The sequence below is a fragment of the Arthrobacter globiformis NBRC 12137 genome (assembly GCF_000238915.1).
GTDB classification, from domain to species: Bacteria; Actinomycetota; Actinomycetes; order Actinomycetales; family Micrococcaceae; genus Arthrobacter; species Arthrobacter globiformis.
Genome location: NZ_BAEG01000040.1, coordinates 1 through 16180, shown reverse-complemented (window position 1 = coordinate 16180; position 16180 = coordinate 1). Strand labels below are relative to the sequence as shown.

Here is a 16180-nt window from a genome sequence, read left to right as displayed (position 1 = left end):
CAACGCAGCCACTACCAGTGCGCGGATTTACTCTACATGCAGATAGGCTAAAACCGACAATCGCGCCACCGCCGTCGCAACAAGCCATGCCGATCCAAGTACAAGCGCGGGGCCCAACTAAGATAGTCATAGTCCCGCCGTACCTTTTCAAGGAGATCCCGTGTCAGAACCGACGGAGTCAAACAAAACGTCCCAGCCGGCGCGCCGCGTAGTTGTGGCCGAAGACGAAACCCTCATCCGCCTGGACATCATCGAAATCCTGCGGGGCGAAGGTTATGACGTCATCGGCGAGGCCGACAACGGCGAGAAGGCCGTGCAGCTGGCCGAGGAGCTCAAGCCGGACCTGGTCCTCATGGACGTCAAGATGCCCGTCATGGACGGCATCTCCGCGGCCGAGAAGATCGTCAAGGCCCGCATCGCCCCCGTGGTGCTCCTGACCGCGTTCAGCCAGAAGGAACTCGTGGAGCGCGCCCGCGACGCCGGCGCCATGGCCTACGTGGTGAAGCCGTTCACCCCGGCCGACCTGATCCCCGCCCTGGAGATCGCGCTGTCCCGCCACGAGGAGATCAAGGCGCTCGAAAGCGAGGTGACTGACCTGCAGGAGCAGTTCGCCACCCGCAAGCTTGTGGAACGCGCCAAGAGCCTTCTGACCACCAAGATGGGCCTGACGGAGCCGGAGGCCTTCCGCTGGATCCAGAAGACCTCAATGGACCGCCGCCTCAGCATGCGCGAAGTGGCCGAGACCATCATCAACCAGGTCAACTAGAAAACAGCAAGCCACAAAGCGGAAGGACCCCGGCAACGCGCCGGGGTCCTTCTGCTTTCCCCGAAAACCGGAGCGGATACCGGGAAACAACAAGGGAGGACCCCCGCCACCATTGAACCGGCGGCGGGAATCCTCCCTTCAGGTTCAGCTACTCAGCCGGAGCTGCAGCAGCCTTGTCCTTGTTCTTCTTCTTCTTTTCCGGCCACGGGCCGAGCTTTTCCTTCTTCTCGGTAGCCTCGCCGATGCGGGGCGTGTCGGCGAGGTCGCCCACCTTGTGGACCTTCAGCGAGTTGGTCGAGCCGGCCTTTCCGGGAGGGGAACCGGCAGCGATGACCACGAGGTCGCCGTCTTCCACCAGTCCCATGTCCAGCAGGCTGCGGTCCACCTGTGCGGTCATTTCATCCGTGTGCCCCACCATGGCCACCAGCTGCGGCTGGATGCCCCAGGTCAGTGCCAGCTGGTTCCACACGTGCTCCACCGGAGTGAACGCGAAGACCGGCTTGATCGGGCGGAGGCGGGACAGTCGGCGCGCCGAGTCACCGGACTGCGTGAACGTACAGATGTACTTGGCGTCCAGCTGGTCGGCGATTTCGACGGCGGCACGGGTGATCGCGCCGCCTCGGGTCTTGGGCTTGGTGCCCAGCGGGGGGACGCGCTCCAGGCCGTGCTCCTCGGTGGACTCGATGATCCTGGCCATGGTCTTGACCGTCTCGATCGGGTACTTGCCCACGCTGGTCTCGCCGGAGAGCATGACCGCGTCGGCGCCGTCGAGCACGGCGTTGGCGCAGTCGGAGGCCTCCGCACGGGTGGGGCGCGGGTTGTCGATCATGGACTCGAGAACCTGGGTGGCTACGATAACCGGCTTGGCCCAGCGGCGTGCCAGTTCGATGGCGCGCTTCTGCACGATCGGTACTTCCTCCAGCGGAAGCTCCACACCGAGGTCGCCACGGGCCACCATGATCGCGTCAAACGCGTCGATGATCTCGTGGAGCTGGTCCACGGCCTGGGGCTTTTCGATCTTGGCGATCACCGGAACGCGGCGGCCTTCTTCGTCCATGATCTCGTGGACGCGCTTGATGTCGCCGGCGTCACGGACGAAGGACAGGGCGACGAGGTCCACGCCGCGGCGGATGGCCCAGCGCAGGTCGTCTTCGTCCTTTTCGCTCAGTGCGGGGACGTTGACGGCGACGCCGGGGAGGTTGATGCCCTTGTTGTTGGACACAAACCCGCCGACGGTCACCTGGGCGACGACCTTGACGTCGTCCACCTCGATGGCGCGCAGCGCCACCTTGCCGTCGTCAATCAGCAGGGCGTCGCCCGGGTTGACGTCCTCGGTCAGGCTCTTCAGGGTGGTGGAGCAGATCTCCTTGGTGCCCGGAACGTCCTCGGTGGTGATCGTGAAGATGTCACCCACGGCCAGTTCGTGGGGACCATCTACGAAGCGGCCCAGGCGGATCTTCGGGCCCTGCAGGTCAGCCATGATGGCCACGGCCTTGCCGAGGTCGGCCGCGGCCTTGCGGACATTTTCATAGGTGTTGTCGTGCACGGAGTAGTCACCGTGGCTCATGTTCATGCGGGCTACATCAACGCCGGCTTCCAGCACCGCGAGGGTGTTTTCGTAGCTGGCAATGGCCGGTCCGAAGGTGGCCACAATCTTTGCGCGTCTCATATACCTACCCTATTTGTCACTTGCATTGGTTAAGTTGTCCCGGAGATGAATTTCATCCCCGGATCGGCGCTACAGGACGGCTATGGCACGGTCCGTCGGAGCGACAGGAGCAGGAAGGATGGTGCTTCCCATCAGGAACTTGTCCACCGCCGCAGCGGCGGCACGGCCTTCGGCGATGGCCCACACGATCAGCGACTGTCCGCGGCCGGCGTCGCCTGCCACGAAGACACCCTCGGTGTTGGTCATGTAGTAGCCGTCGCGGGCCACGTTGCCGCGCCCGTCGAACTCGGCGTTGACCTGCTCGGTGATGCCTGCAGGTTCGGGTCCGGTGAAGCCGAGGGACAGGAACACCAGATCAGCGGGGATGATCCGTTCGGTGCCGGCCTTGGGGAGGCGCTTGCCGTCCACGAATTCGGTCTCCGCGACCTTGACGCCGGTCAGCTTGCCGTCCTCGCCCACGAACTCCACGGTGGAGGCGAGGTACGTGCGCTCACCGCCTTCCTCGTGGGCACTGGCCACTTCGAAGAGGGTGGGGAACGTCGGCCACGGCTGGTGGCCGGCGCGTTCCAGCGGCGGCTGCTTGCCGATGGCCAGCGTGGTCACCGACGCTGCCTGGTGGCGGTGCGCCGTGCCGATGCAGTCCGCACCGGTGTCGCCGCCGCCGAGGATGACGACGTGCTTGCCGCGGGCGTCGATGTGGTTCTCCGGGGACTCCCCCGCCACCACGCGGTTGGAGGGAACCAGGTAATCCATGGCGAAGTGCACGCCGTCCAGGTCGCGGCCCGGGATGGGCAGGTCACGCGGCACTGTGGCACCGGTGGCGATGACCACGGCGTCGTAGCGGCGGCGCAGCTGCTCCCAGGTGACGTCCGTACCGACGGCAACGCCGGTGCGGAAGCGGGTGCCTTCAGCCTTCATCTGCTCGAGCCGGCGGTCCACCTGCTCTTTTTCCATCTTGAAATCGGGGATGCCGTAGCGCAGCAGGCCGCCGATCTTGTCGTCGCGTTCGTAAACGGCCACGGTGTGGCCCACGCGGGTCAGCTGCTGTGCAGCCGCCAGGCCGGCAGGACCGGAACCGACGACGGCGACCGTCTTGCCGGTGAGGCGGTGCGGAGGCAGCGGGTTGACCCACCCGTTGTCGAAGGCCTCATCGATGATGGAAACCTCGACCTGCTTGATGGTCACGGCGGGCTGGTTGATGCCCAGCACACAGGACGCCTCGCAGGGGGCGGGGCAGAGCCGGCCGGTCCATTCCGGGAAGTTGTTGGTGGCGTGCAGCCGCTCAATCGCTTCCTCGCCCTTGTCCCGCCATGTGAGGTCATTCCACTCGGGAATCAGGTTCCCCAGCGGGCAGCCCTGGTGGCAGAACGGCACACCGCAGTCCATGCAGCGGCCGGCCTGGCTCTTCAGGACGCCCTTTTCCTGGGCCTCGTAAACTTCCTTCCAGTCCATGATGCGGACGGGAACGGGACGGCGCGGCTGGGTTTCACGCTGACGTACTTTCAGAAATCCGCGTGGATCAGCCACCGGTCACCTCCAGGATTCGAGACCAAACTTCTTCGCCGTCGGGGTCAAGGCCCTCTTCAATGGCGTCGAGACGGGTTTGCAGCACTGCGGCGTAATCGCGCGGCAGCACCTTGGTAATGCGGGCAGCGGTGTCGTCGAAGTTATCGAGCAGACGCGCGGCCAGCTGGGATTCGGTTTCCTCCACGTGCTTGACCAGCAAGCCGTGGACGATGTCGCGGTCCTCGGCGTCCAGCTCAAGGAGCTGGAGTTCACCGGACTGCAGGGCTTCCTTGTTGACCCGGGCGGTGTCCAGGTCCAGCACGTAGGCCGTGCCGCCGGACATGCCCGCGCCGAAGTTCCGGCCGGTGCGTCCGATGATCAGCGTCTGGCCGCCGGTCATGTACTCACAGCCGTGGTCGCCGATGCCTTCAACAACCGCGGTGGCGCCCGAGTTGCGGACCAGGAAGCGTTCGCCCACCTGGCCGCGCAGGAACAGCTCGCCGCTCGTCGCGCCGTAGCCGATCACGTTGCCGGCCACGACGTTGCGCTCGGCCTGGAACACATTGGAGCGGTCCGGGCGGACGATGATCCGGCCGCCGGAAAGGCCCTTGCCGACGTAGTCGTTCGAATCGCCGTACAGGCGCAGCGTGATGCCGGCGGGCAGGAAGGCGCCCAGCGACTGGCCGGCGGTGCCGTTCAGCGTGATGTCGATGGTGTCCGTGGCGAGCACATCCGTGCCGAACGTCTTGGTGACGACGTGGCCCAGCATGGTGCCCACCGAACGGTCGGTGTTGATGACGTCAACAGTGATCTTCACCGGGGCACGGTCGGTCAGCGCTTCGGCGGCCATGGTGATGAGCCGCTGGTCGAAGTGCTTGTCCAGCTCGTGGTTCTGGCCGGTCAGGTTCCGCAGCGGGGCGTCGTCGTCGAACTCGAGGCCGTGCAGGATCGGGTCCAGGTCCAGGCCCTCCGCCTTCCAGTGGCTGATGGCCTCCTGGGTGTCCAGCATTTCGGCGTGGCCGATGGCTTCCTCGATGCTCCGGAAACCGAGCTCCGCGAGGATCTCGCGGACTTCCTCGGCCAGGAACTCGAAGAAGTTCACCACGAACTCCGGCTTGCCGCTGAAGCGGGCGCGCAGCTCGGGGTTCTGCGTGGCAACGCCGACGGGGCAGGTGTCGAGGTGGCAGACGCGCATCATGATGCAGCCCTCAACCACCAGCGGTGCCGTGGCGAAGCCGAATTCCTCGCCGCCGAGCAGCGCGGCAATGACGACGTCGCGGCCGGTCTTGAGCTGGCCGTCCACCTGTACCACCACGCGGTCGCGCAGGCCGTTGAGCATGAGGGTCTGCTGGGTCTCTGCGAGACCCAATTCCCACGGCACGCCGGCGTGCTTGAGCGAGTTCAGCGGCGAGGCGCCGGTACCGCCGTCGTGCCCGGAAACAAGCACGACGTCGGCCTTGGCCTTGGTCACGCCGGCAGCAACTGTGCCGATGCCCACCTCGGAGACGAGCTTGACGTGCACCCGGGCCGAGGGGTTCGCGCGCTTGGCATCGTAGATGAGCTGCGCGAGGTCCTCGATCGAGTAGATGTCGTGGTGCGGGGGCGGGGAGATGAGTCCGACGCCGGGGGTCGAGTGGCGCGTCCGGGCGACCCAGGGGTACACCTTCTGGGCCATCAGCTGGCCGCCTTCGCCGGGCTTGGCGCCCTGGGCCATCTTGATCTGGATGTCGTCCGCGTTGCTCAGGTAGAGGCTCGTGACGCCGAAGCGGCCCGAGGCAATCTGCTTGACAGCGGAACGGCGCTCCGGATCCAGCAGGCGGTCCACGTCCTCGCCGCCTTCACCGGTGTTGGATTTGCCGCCCAGCCGGTTCATGGCGATCGCGAGGGTCTCGTGGGCTTCCTTGGAGATGGAGCCGTAGCTCATGGCACCCGTGGAGAAGCGCTTGACGATGCTGGAGACCGGCTCGACTTCCTCGAGCGGCACGGCGGGGCGCACGCCGTCCTTGAACTTGAGGAGACCGCGCAGGGTCATCAGGTTCTCGGACTGGTCGTCCACGCCCTTGGTGTAGGCCTTGAAAATGTCATAGCGGCGCTCACGCGTGGCGTGCTGCAGCCGGAAAACGGTCTCCGGGTTGAAGAGGTGCGGCTCGCCGTCGCGGCGCCACTGGTACTCGCCGCCGCCCAGCAGGGGACGGTGCGGCTGTTCGATGCCGCCTTCCGGGTAGGCCATCTGGTGCCGCGCGGAAACCTCCGCCGCGATGACGTCCAGGCCCACCCCGCCCAGCTGGGAATGCGTGCCGGCGAAGAATTCGTCCACGAGCTCCTGGCCCAGGCCCAGCGCTTCGAACGTCTGCGCGCCGGTGTAGGACGCCACGGTGGAGATGCCCATCTTGGACATGATCTTCAGGACCCCCTTGCCGAGGCCCTTGATCAGGTTGTAAACACCGTCCTGCGGGGTCACACCCACCACGTCGCCGGCAGCGATGAGCTGCTCGACGGATTCCATGGCCAGGTACGGGTTTACGGCGGACGCGCCGTAGCCCACGAGTACAGCCACGTGGTGCGTCTCGCGAACGTCGCCGGCCTCGACCACCAGGGCGGTCTTGGTGCGGTTGGCGCTGCGCAGCAGGTGGTGGTGCACGGCGCTGACCAGCAGCAGGGACGGGATCGGGGCCCACTGGGCGTTCGAGTCGCGGTCGGAGAGGACCACGTACTGCACGCCGCGGTTGATGGCACCGGACACCTGCTCGCAGATTTCCGTGAGGCGGGCGCGCAGCGCGTTCTCGCCGCCCTCGGGGCGGTAGAGTCCGCGGACCTTCATGGCCACACGGTTGCCTTCGGCGTCCTCGATGTTGGCAATCTTGGCGAGCTGGTCGTTGTTGATCACCGGGAACGGCAGGGAGACCTGCGGCTGGCGCACCTGCTTGGTGTCCAGGAGGTTTCCGTTGGGGCCGATGGCGCAGGTCAGCGAGGTGACCAGTTCCTCACGGATGGCGTCCAGCGGCGGGTTGGTGACCTGCGCAAAGGACTGCACGAAGTAGTCGAAGAGCAGGCGGGGGCGCTTGGACAGCACAGCCACCGGGGTGTCGGAGCCCATGGCGCCCAGCGGTTCGGCGCCGGTGCGGGCCATCGGGCCCAGCAGGATCTTCAGCTCTTCGGTGGTGTAGCCGAAGGTCCGCTGGCGGATGTTCACGGACGCCGCGGTGTGCACCACGTGCTCGCGTTCCGGCAGCTCGTTGAGGTCGATCAGGTTGTCCTTGACCCACTCGGCCCAGGGGTTCGCGGCGGCAACCTCCGCCTTGACCTCGTCATCGCCGATGATCCGGCCGGCCTCGGTGTCCACCAGGAACATCTTGCCCGGGGAGACGCGGCCCTTCTTGACCACCTTGGAGGGTTCGACGTCGATGACGCCCACCTCGGAGGCGAAGACGACCAGGCCGTCTTCGGTGATCCAGTACCGGCCGGGGCGCAGGCCGTTGCGGTCCAGGGTGGCGCCCACGAGGGCTCCGTCGGTGAATGAGACGGCGGCAGGGCCGTCCCAGGGTTCCATCAGGAGGGAGTGGTACTCATAGAACGCACGGCGTGCGGGATCCATCGTGGCGTGGTTTTCCCAGGCCTCGGGGATCATCATCATGATGGCGTGCGTGATGGGGCGGCCGGACAGCCACAGCAGTTCGGCCACCTCGTCGAAGGACGCGGAGTCGGACGCGCCGGGCGTGCAGATCGGGAACAGCTCTTCCGGCGAGTCGCCCAGCAGCGGGTTGGCGAGCTGGGACTGGCGGGCGCGCATCCAGTTCCGGTTGCCCTTCACGGTGTTGATTTCACCGTTGTGGGCGATGGTGCGGAACGGCTGGGCCAGCGGCCAGGATGGGAAGGTGTTGGTGGAGAAGCGGGAGTGGACGATCGCGAGCTTGGTCTTGAAGCGCTTGTCCGAAAGGTCCGGGTAGAACGGCTCCAGCTGGGCCGTGGTCAGCATGCCCTTGTAGACGATGGTCCGGGAGGACAGCGACGGGAAGTAGACGCCGAACTTGTTCTGGGCGCGCTTGCGGATACGCCAGGCGCGGCCGTCCAGGTCGTTGCGTTCCAGCTGCTCGCCGGTCGCCGAGGCGAAGAACGGCTGCGAGAAGTACGGCATGCAGGCGCGCGCCATGGCACCGACCAGGTCGGCGACGACGGGAACCTCGCGCCAGCCCAGGACGGTCAGTCCCTCGTCGGCGGCCAGGCCCTCAATGCCTGCCTTCGCGGCGTCAGCCTCGCGCTGCTCAGCGGGCAGGAAGGCCGTGCCCACCACATACTGGCCGGGGGCAGGAAGTTCGAATTCGGTGACGGCACGGAAGAACTCGTCCGGCACCTGCATCAGGAGACCGGCGCCGTCACCCGTTCCCTCATCGGCGCCGACGGCACCGCGGTGCTCGAGGTTGCGCAGGGCGGTAAGGGCGGCGTCGACAATGTCGTAGCCGGGTTCACCACGCAGTGTGGCGATGATCGCAAGACCGCAGGCGTCCTTCTCCTGCTCCGGGTTGTAGAGCCCGGATGCCTCGGGGAGCGCCGCGAACCGCTTGAACGGCGACATGGCGGCGTCCGGCTGGTTCGGTTCGGACCAGCTGGGGCTTGAAAGAGTTTGGGTCATGGGAGACGTCCTTCCTCCTGATCGTGCGTATGGAAGGGACAACGTTGGCCCCACTCAGAGCGCCACTGTGATGGGCGCAACAAAGTGTTACTGCTTACTGGAAATTGTAGGGCAGGCATGCGTGCTGAACTAACAGTTACGCAGGCTTCCGCCCCGGGCTTGACCGGCCAGCAGCTCTATGCTGACCGGAGTGGGCCTCTGCCACGACGCTGTGGTGTTGGGCGCTCCGAGCGGTAACTCTCTGCTGCCCTGGGTACCGGCGCCGGCTAGCGTGAGCTGCCGGACTCCGGCGCGGTCCCGGTCTCGGTGCCACCGGGCTTTCCGGTGTTCCGCGACTCCGCGGCGGTTGGGGTGCCGCCGGTGGATGCCGGGACTGCTTCGGTTTGGGCAGACGCTAGCCCGGAACCGTTTTGGTTATCAGGGAGATTATCACGCGATTCACTATCTGAGACAACGCGGTCCGTATCACGGACTGGATTGCCGGTCACACTTGGAGCGGAAGCGGAGTCCTTTGGCGTGTCCTTTTCCGCCGCCGAACCTGCCGTTTCAGCAACGGCCGGCGTCCCGCCGTCGGGCTCCCCGGAGACCCGCTTCCCGCCGGCTTCCTCGGCGACCGGCGTCCCGGCCGTTGCGGCCGCTGCAGGTGCCGGCTCCCGGCCCGGCAGGTAAACGCTGTCCGCGTTCCCGTCCTTGCGCCGGCCCAGCACGATGAACACGGCCAGTGCGGCGATGAACACGAAGATGCTGGTCCAGACGTTCAGGCGGGTGGTGATGCCGAAGAGGCTGATCTGCTCGGCGTCGTCGATCCGCATGGCCTCGATCCAGACCCGGCCCAGCGTGTAGTACATGGCGTACAGCCAGAAGAGCCGGCCGCGGCGGAAGTGGAACCGCCGGTCGAGGGCCAGCAGGATCAGCACACCCAGAATGTTCCAGAGGGATTCATACAGGAAAGTGGGGTGGAAGAGCGTGTTGGCCGGGTAGCCGGCCGGGAAGTTGGCGTTGTCCGCGTCCACCTGGAGTCCCCACGGCAGCGTGGTCGGGCCGCCGAAGAGCTCCTGGTTGAAGTAGTTTCCCCACCGGCCGAGGGCCTGAGCCAGCAGCAGGCCAGGCGCCGCGGCATCGATGAAGGCCGTGAGCTTGACCCCTGCACGGCGGCAGCCGATCCAGGCACCGAAGGCACCCAGCACCACGGCGCCCCAGATTCCAAGGCCGCCCCGCTGGATCTGCGGAATCAGGGACAGGTCCCCGGTGCCGTCGAAGCCGGGACCGAAGTACGCGTCCGGCGACGAGAACACGTGGTAGAGCCGGCCGCCGATGATGCCGAAGGGGATGGCCCAGATGGCGATGTCCCAGACGCTGCCTTCGGGCGCTCCGCGCTTGGCCCAGCGGACGGATGTCAGCCACAGGCCGACGACGATCCCCGCCAGGATGCACAGGGCGTAAGCGTGGATGCGGAGCGATCCCCACGGCAGCGGAATATCGAATCCGGACCAGTCCGGGCTCGGGATGCTGGCGGGCACCATGCCGGCTGGAACCAGTGCTGCTGCGGTGAGGAGCGTCTGCATGGGTGCGGTTACTTCCTGGCCAGTCCGGTACTGAGGTCCTTGGTGAGTTGTGCAACGGCGTCCACGCCGCCGTCGCGCACGGCCGCCACGAGCGCCGAGCCGACGATCACGCCGTCCGCGTACGCTGCGATCTCCGCGACCTGCTCGGCCGTGGACACGCCGAGGCCTACGCACACCCGTTCCGCGCCGGCTGCCTTGGCCGCTGCGACGACGCCGGTGGCGGCATCGCTGACCGCGCTGCGGGCGCCGGTGACGCCCATGATGGAGACCGCGTAGACGAAGCCGCGGCTCGCCTCCACGGTCCGGCGCATGCGCTCGGGTGTGGAGGAGGGCGCCACCAGGAAGACACGGTCCAGGCCGTACTTCTCCGACGCGTCCATCCACTCGGCCGCCTCGTCCGGGATCAGGTCAGGGGTGATGAGTCCTGCTCCCCCGGCCTCGGCCAGGCGCCGCGAGAACTCGTCCACGCCCATCCGGACCACGGGGTTCCAGTACGTCATGACCAGGACGGCGGCGTCGGTCTGGCTGGTGATGCCGGCGACGACGTCAAAGACCTGCCGGACGTGGAATCCCTTGGCCAGGGCCTCGGTGGTGGCGGCCTGGATGACCGGGCCGTCCATGACCGGGTCAGAGTACGGGATGCCGACCTCGATCAGGTCCGCGCCGTTGCGCGCCAGGGCGATGCCGGCGGCGATGGTCTCCTCGACGCTGGGGTACCCGGCGGGCAGGTAGCCGATCAGGGCCGCACGGCCTTCCGCGCGGGCCTTGTCGATGGCGATGGCCGATTTGCTGGTGTTGGGGGCCGTGGTCACAGCTGCTCCCCTTCCTTGCCGATGGCTGCCTCGGCCGAGTCCTGGTCGAGAAGGTCGAACCACTCCGCTGCGGTGGCAACGTCCTTGTCTCCCCTGCCGGAGAGGTTAACGATCACGATCTTGTCTGAGGCCCCGGCAGGGCCAGCTTCCGAGGCCAGCCGCTGGCCGACCTTGATGGCGCCGGCGAGGGCGTGGGAGGACTCGATCGCAGGGATGATCCCCTCGGTGCGGCACAGGAGGCGGAACGCTTCCATGGCTTCGCTGTCCGTGATCGGCTCGTAGCTGACGCGTCCGATGTCGGCCAGGTAGGAGTGTTCGGGTCCGACGCCGGGGTAGTCCAGGCCGGCCGAGATGGAATGTGACTCGATGGTCTGGCCGTCGTCGTCCTGCATCAGGTAGGACCGGGCACCGTGCAGCACCCCGGGCCGGCCGAGCGTGATCGTGGCCGCGTGGCGGCCGGTCTCGACGCCGTCACCGCCGGCCTCGAAGCCGTAAATCTTCACTGACGGGTCATCGAGGAAGCCGTGGAAAATGCCGATGGCGTTGGAGCCGCCGCCGATGCAGGCGCAGACGGCGTCGGGCAGGCGCCCTGCCTGCTCGAGGATCTGGGCGCGGGCCTCCTCGCCGATGACTTCGTGGAAGTAGCGGACCAGGGCCGGGAACGGGTGCGCGCCCGCCGCCGTGCCCAGCAGGTAGTGGGTGTTGCCGACGTTGGCCACCCAGTCCCGGAGGGCTTCGTTGATGGCGTCCTTGAGGGTCTGCGAACCGTTGGTGACGGGGATGACCGTAGCGCCAAGGAGTTCCATCCGGGCCACGTTCAGCGCCTGCCGGCGGCAGTCCTCGGCGCCCATGTAGACCACGCATTCGAGGCCCAGCAGGGCAGCTGCCGTCGCACTTGCCACGCCGTGCTGGCCCGCGCCGGTTTCGGCGATGACGCGGGTCTTGCCCATCCGCTTGGCAAGAAGTGCCTGGCCCAGCACGTTGTTGATCTTGTGGGAGCCAGTGTGGTTCAGGTCTTCGCGCTTGAGGAAGATCCGGACGCCGCCGGCGTGCTCGGCGAAGCGCTTGGCCTCGGTCAGGAGTGAGGGCCGGCCGGAGTAGTTCTTGTTCAGGTCCGCGATCTGGGCGGTGAACTCGGGATCGGCCTTGGCCTTCTCGAACGTGTCCTCGAGCTCGTCCAGGGCCGCAATCAGTGACTCAGGCATCCAGCGGCCGCCATAGGCGCCGAAGTAGGGTCCCGGGGCGTGGCGCAGCGAGGTGCCTCCCTGCAGGAATGCATCCACCGAGCCCTGGTCAGAGCCGGCTGTTGGCGCGTCGGCCATCAGTCTCACCATCCTGTTCACTTTTCTTATTGATGTCAGGCGCCATCCGTCCGCACGGCGTGCGGACGGATGGCGCCACGGTTGGGTGGGAGCTCAGGCCCGGGCGGCGATGGCCGCGGCCCCGGCCGCTGTGAACTCCGCGATGCGTTCACGCGGGGTGGCGTCGCTGACGAGCGCCTCCCCCACGAGGATGGCGTTGGCGCCGTGCGCCGCGTAGTGCGCGACGTCGTCGGCGTTGCGAACGCCGGACTCCGCCACCACCACGGCGCCGGCGGGAATGCTGCCGGCGAGCGTGGCGAAAACCGAACGGTCGACGTCGAGCGTCTTGAGGTTGCGGACGTTGACGCCGATGATCCGGGCGTCGGCGGCCACGGCGCGCTCGACTTCCTCGGGCGTGTGCGTTTCCACCAGCACGTTCATGCCGAGTTCGCGGCTCAGGGCGCTGAATTCGCGCAGCTGCTGGTCGGACAGGGCGGCCACGATCAGGAGGATGAGGTCCGCACCGTGGGCGCGGGCTTCCCAGATCTGGTACTCGTCCAGCGTGAAGTCCTTGCGCAGCAGCGGGACGTCCACCCGGGCACGGACCGCGTCCAGGTCAGCCAGCGAACCGTTGAAGCGGCGCTGCTCGGTGAGCACGCTGATCACCGCGGCTCCGCCGTCGGCGTACTGCACGGCCAGCGACGCGGGGTCCGCGATGCTGGCGAGGTCGCCTTTGGAGGGGCTGCGGCGCTTGATCTCGGCGATGACCTTCAGCTCGCCCCGGTCCGCGGACGCGCCGCCGAGGGCAGCCCAGGCGTCCCGGGCAGGAGCCGCCGCCAGGGCGCGGTCCTTCAGTTCCGCGAGGGACACGAGGCGCTTCCGGTCCTCCATGTCCTCCCTGACACCGGCATTGATGTCGTCGAGAACGGTCACGATTAGTGGCCGGTGTTCTTGATCTTGCTGCCGCCCACGCCGTAGCCGGCCTTGCGCATGATGTAGCCGGCCAGCAGGCCGACGAACATGACGGCGATGCCGGCCCAGAAGACCGGGGTGTTGGCGATGACGAACGCGATGGAGGCGATGAGGGCGCCGATGAGCATGACGATCACGCAGGTCCAGGCGGCCGGGCTGTTGCCGTGGCCCAGGTCAATGCTGTGGTCGATGCCGTGGTGCTCCTTGGGGGCCGCGGGCTTTGTACCGGAAACAGTGGCTTTGCTCATGTGAATCTCCTCAGGATCAATACTGCTTACATTCTGCCATTTTTTGCCGCGGCCTTCGGCATCGCGGCCCGGGTGCGTGGCTGCGTGACCCACCGGCTCAGGTGGGGTCGTCGCCCCGGGAGAGCCTGTCCCAGCTGTCGATCTCGTCCACCGGGCCGGTCTGCTCTCCTGCAGGACCGGTCGCCGCGGCGTCGTATCTGGTCCGGGACTTCCAGTACCGCCCCGCCGGAACTACCAGCAGGCCGCAGACGGCCAGCAGGGATCCTGCGACGACGGCGAGCACCGGGAAGGCACTGACGCTTACGTCCGCGTTTCCACCCGAGACACCGGTGGCGGCGGCAATGGATCCCTGGGCCGCGGCCAGCGGGTCGGCGAGAACGGTGGCGGCCGCGGCGATGATGCCGGCTGCCGCCAACACGATGATGGCCGTGGTGACCCAGCGTGCGATCTTTCCGGCGATGGAGGCCGCGAGCCCGCCCGCCAGCGCAACGAGGGCCAAAGCTGTGACCGTGGTGGCGGCTTTGCTGCCCTGGACCTGGAGACCGCCTTCACTGCCGACAGTCTGGCCCAACTGCTGGGGGTCCAGGTGGACCGTCAGCCAGGTCTGGGTGGTGGTGCCGAAGACCGCCAGCGCCAGGACCGCGATCAGCAGCACTACCGTGGATTTCCGCGCCCAGCCCGGGACCGTGCTGCGTGCTTTGCCCGGCACGGCGGATCCTGCGGGAACCGCCATCAGGAGTTTGCCTCCGTGACGGAATCGGGGCTGCTGACGGAATCGGGAGCGCTGACGGAGTCCGGCGTGATGTTGTGCAGCGATCCGGCCGTGTGGACAGCACGCAGCGGGGCCGCCGCCTTGTTGACGGTTTCCTGCGCCTCGGCCGGATTGCTCGAATCCGCCACGATGCCGCCGCCCGCCTGGACGTAGGCCCGTCCTTCGCGCAGCAGTGCGGAACGGATGGCAATGGCCATGTCCATGTCGCCGGCGAAGTCCAGGTAGCCCACCACGCCGCCGTAGATGCCGCGCCGGTGCGGCTCGAGTTCATCCAGGAGCCGCAGCGCCCGGGGCTTCGGGGCGCCGGAAAGGGTTCCGGCCGGGAAGGTGGCCTTCAGGACGTCATAGGCTTTCGCCGTCGGAGCCAGGCGCCCGACGACGGTGGAGACCAGGTGCATGATGTGGCTGAAGCGCTCCACCTCCATGAACTGGGTGACGTCCACGGAACCCGCCACGCAGACCTTCGAAAGATCGTTCCGGGACAGGTCCACCAGCATAAGGTGTTCCGCCCGTTCCTTCTGGTCTGCGAGGAGTTCCTCGGCCAATGCCTTGTCCGCGTCCACGGTCTTGCCGCGCGGCCGGGAGCCGGCGATAGGGTGCGTGATGACGTCCTCGCCGGTGACCGTCACCAGCGCCTCCGGCGACGAACCGACGATCGAATACTGCCGGCCGGCGGCGTCCTCGAGGCTGAAAATGTACATGTACGGGCTCGGGTTGGTGTTGCGCAGCACCCGGTAGACATCCAAGGGCGACGCCCCGCACTCCATTTCGAAGCGGCGGGAGATGACCACCTGGAAGACTTCGCCGTCCACGATCGCCTCCTTGCCCCGGTCGAGGGCGGCAAGGTACTCGGGCTCGTGCCAGCGTTCCTGGACGCTGGCAGCAAAATCGAGGGCAGCCGGCTCCAGCACGGACACCGGTTGGAGCACCGGGGTGCTGATGCGTGCCAGCAGCTCCTTCACGCGGGCGACGGCGTCATGCCAGGCCTCGTCAACGCGTTCGGAGCTGTTGTCAAAGTTGATGGCGTTGGCGATGAGCAGCACCGTGCCGTCCATGTTGTCGTGGACGGCCATGTCCGTGACGAGGTTCAGCGCCAGTTCGGGCAGCTGCAGGTCGTCCTCGGGCGGGCTGGTGAGCTTCTCCCAGTGGCGGACCGTTTCCCAGCCCAGGAAGCCCACCAGGCCGGAGGTGAACGGCGGAAGCCCGTCGAACCGGTCGGTGCGCAGCGCCTCGATGGTGTCGCGGATGGCATCAACCGGATTTCCGTCGACGGGCACCCCCGCCGGCGGCTCGCCCAGCCAGTGCGCCTGTCCGTCCTTGGTGGTCAGCGTGGCGCGGGACCGGGAACCGATGAAGGAGTAGCGGGACCAGGCGCCGCCGACAGCTGCCGACTCCATGAGGAACGTGCCTGGCTGGCCCTGCGCCAGCTTCCGGTACAGCCCGATCGGCGTTTCAGCGTCCGCCAGCACCTTGAGCCGGACAGGGATGACGCGGCTGTGGGCGGCGAGTTCCCGGAATTCTTCCAGGCCAGGGCTGATGATTCCGAGGTCCTGCATTGCTATTGGTTCTCCGTCTGTTCTAGGCCAGTGCCAGTGGGGTGGGGCCTGTTGGGTGGGGGCCTGTTGAGTGTGAGGGCCTGTTGGGTGAGGGCCTGTTGGGTGGGGGCCTGTTGGGTGGGAGGGGGCCGCTAGTTGGCCGGACCTGCCACTACGTCGAAGGCCCGGCCGTCAAAGCAGGTCCGCGTACCGGTGTGGCATGCTGCACCCACCTGGTCCACCCGCACGAGGAGGGCGTCGCCGTCGCAGTCCAGGGCCACCGACTTGACCCACTGCACGTGGCCGGACGTGTCACCCTTGCGCCAGTACTCCTGGCCGGGAGCGGGAGTAGAACGTCACCCGGCCGGTGGTCATGGTCCGGTTGAGGGCCTCGTCGTCCATCC

General features: G+C 67.2%; 11 protein-coding genes and 1 pseudogene. 1 reads left to right on the top strand and 11 read right to left on the bottom strand.

The window, feature by feature from the left end:
• Nucleotides 1-160: 160 nt before the first annotated feature.
• On the top strand, nucleotides 161-766 hold the full coding sequence (locus ARGLB_RS07945; protein WP_003800911.1) for an ANTAR domain-containing response regulator: 606 nt from the start codon (nucleotides 161-163) through the stop codon (nucleotides 764-766).
• Nucleotides 767-914: 148 nt separating this feature from the next.
• Here the strand turns inward: ARGLB_RS07945 and pyk are convergent, their stop codons facing one another.
• From pyk to hisI, 11 genes and pseudogenes are all read right to left on the bottom strand, one after another.
• Nucleotides 915-2435 carry a pyruvate kinase gene (pyk, locus tag ARGLB_RS07940; RefSeq protein ID WP_003800908.1) on the bottom strand — a complete coding sequence of 507 codons (1521 nt, stop codon included), beginning with the start codon at nucleotides 2433-2435 and terminating at the stop codon, nucleotides 915-917.
• Between the two features lie 69 nt (nucleotides 2436-2504).
• Nucleotides 2505-3962 carry a glutamate synthase subunit beta gene (locus ARGLB_RS07935; protein ID WP_003800906.1) on the bottom strand — a complete coding sequence of 486 codons (1458 nt, stop codon included), beginning with the start codon at nucleotides 3960-3962 and terminating at the stop codon, nucleotides 2505-2507.
• On the bottom strand, nucleotides 3955-8571 hold the full coding sequence (gene gltB / locus ARGLB_RS07930; RefSeq protein WP_003800905.1) for a glutamate synthase large subunit: 4617 nt from the start codon (nucleotides 8569-8571) through the stop codon (nucleotides 3955-3957). Before gltB ends, ARGLB_RS07935 begins: the two co-directional genes overlap by 8 nt.
• 266 nt (nucleotides 8572-8837) lie before the next feature.
• Nucleotides 8838-10136 (bottom strand): prolipoprotein diacylglyceryl transferase, encoded by a 1299-nt coding sequence (gene lgt, locus ARGLB_RS07925; protein WP_003800903.1) that lies wholly within the window; start codon nucleotides 10134-10136, stop codon nucleotides 8838-8840.
• An 8-nt stretch (nucleotides 10137-10144) separates the two neighbouring features.
• Entirely contained in the window at nucleotides 10145-10948 is an 804-nt protein-coding gene (gene trpA / locus ARGLB_RS07920; RefSeq protein WP_003800900.1) for a tryptophan synthase subunit alpha, read from the bottom strand.
• Nucleotides 10945-12270 (bottom strand): tryptophan synthase subunit beta, encoded by a 1326-nt coding sequence (trpB, locus tag ARGLB_RS07915; RefSeq protein ID WP_003800898.1) that lies wholly within the window; start codon nucleotides 12268-12270, stop codon nucleotides 10945-10947. Before trpB ends, trpA begins: the two co-directional genes overlap by 4 nt.
• A 93-nt stretch (nucleotides 12271-12363) precedes the next feature.
• Nucleotides 12364-13182, bottom strand: coding sequence for an indole-3-glycerol phosphate synthase TrpC (gene trpC, locus ARGLB_RS07910; protein WP_003800896.1), 819 nt, complete (start codon nucleotides 13180-13182; stop codon nucleotides 12364-12366).
• Nucleotides 13183-13184: 2 nt separating this feature from the next.
• Nucleotides 13185-13469, bottom strand: coding sequence for an HGxxPAAW family protein (locus ARGLB_RS07905; RefSeq protein WP_003800893.1), 285 nt, complete (start codon nucleotides 13467-13469; stop codon nucleotides 13185-13187).
• 97 nt (nucleotides 13470-13566) lie between these two features.
• Nucleotides 13567-14202, bottom strand: a complete 636-nt coding sequence (locus tag ARGLB_RS07900; RefSeq protein ID WP_003800891.1) for a Trp biosynthesis-associated membrane protein — start codon at nucleotides 14200-14202, stop codon at nucleotides 13567-13569.
• Entirely contained in the window at nucleotides 14202-15797 is a 1596-nt protein-coding gene (locus tag ARGLB_RS07895) for an anthranilate synthase component I (RefSeq protein WP_003800889.1), read from the bottom strand. Before ARGLB_RS07895 ends, ARGLB_RS07900 begins: the two co-directional genes overlap by 1 nt.
• A 131-nt stretch (nucleotides 15798-15928) precedes the next feature.
• Nucleotides 15929-16180 (bottom strand): annotated as a pseudogene (gene hisI, locus ARGLB_RS07890) (phosphoribosyl-AMP cyclohydrolase); the annotation flags it as partial.

Bases quoted from the DNA above. Each gene is read 5' to 3' on its own strand.
- ARGLB_RS07895 (WP_003800889.1), bottom strand. From the start codon at position 15,797: ATGCAGGACCTCGGAATCATCAGCCCTGGCCTGGAAGAATTCCGGGAA.
- ARGLB_RS07900 (WP_003800891.1), bottom strand. From the start codon at position 14,202: ATGGCGGTTCCCGCAGGATCCGCCGTGCCGGGCAAAGCACGCAGCACG.
- pyk (WP_003800908.1), bottom strand. From the start codon at position 2,435: ATGAGACGCGCAAAGATTGTGGCCACCTTCGGACCGGCCATTGCCAGC.
- lgt (WP_003800903.1), bottom strand. From the start codon at position 10,136: ATGCAGACGCTCCTCACCGCAGCAGCACTGGTTCCAGCCGGCATGGTG.
- gltB (WP_003800905.1), bottom strand. From the start codon at position 8,571: ATGACCCAAACTCTTTCAAGCCCCAGCTGGTCCGAACCGAACCAGCCG.
- ARGLB_RS07905 (WP_003800893.1), bottom strand. From the start codon at position 13,469: ATGAGCAAAGCCACTGTTTCCGGTACAAAGCCCGCGGCCCCCAAGGAG.
- trpB (WP_003800898.1), bottom strand. From the start codon at position 12,270: ATGGCCGACGCGCCAACAGCCGGCTCTGACCAGGGCTCGGTGGATGCA.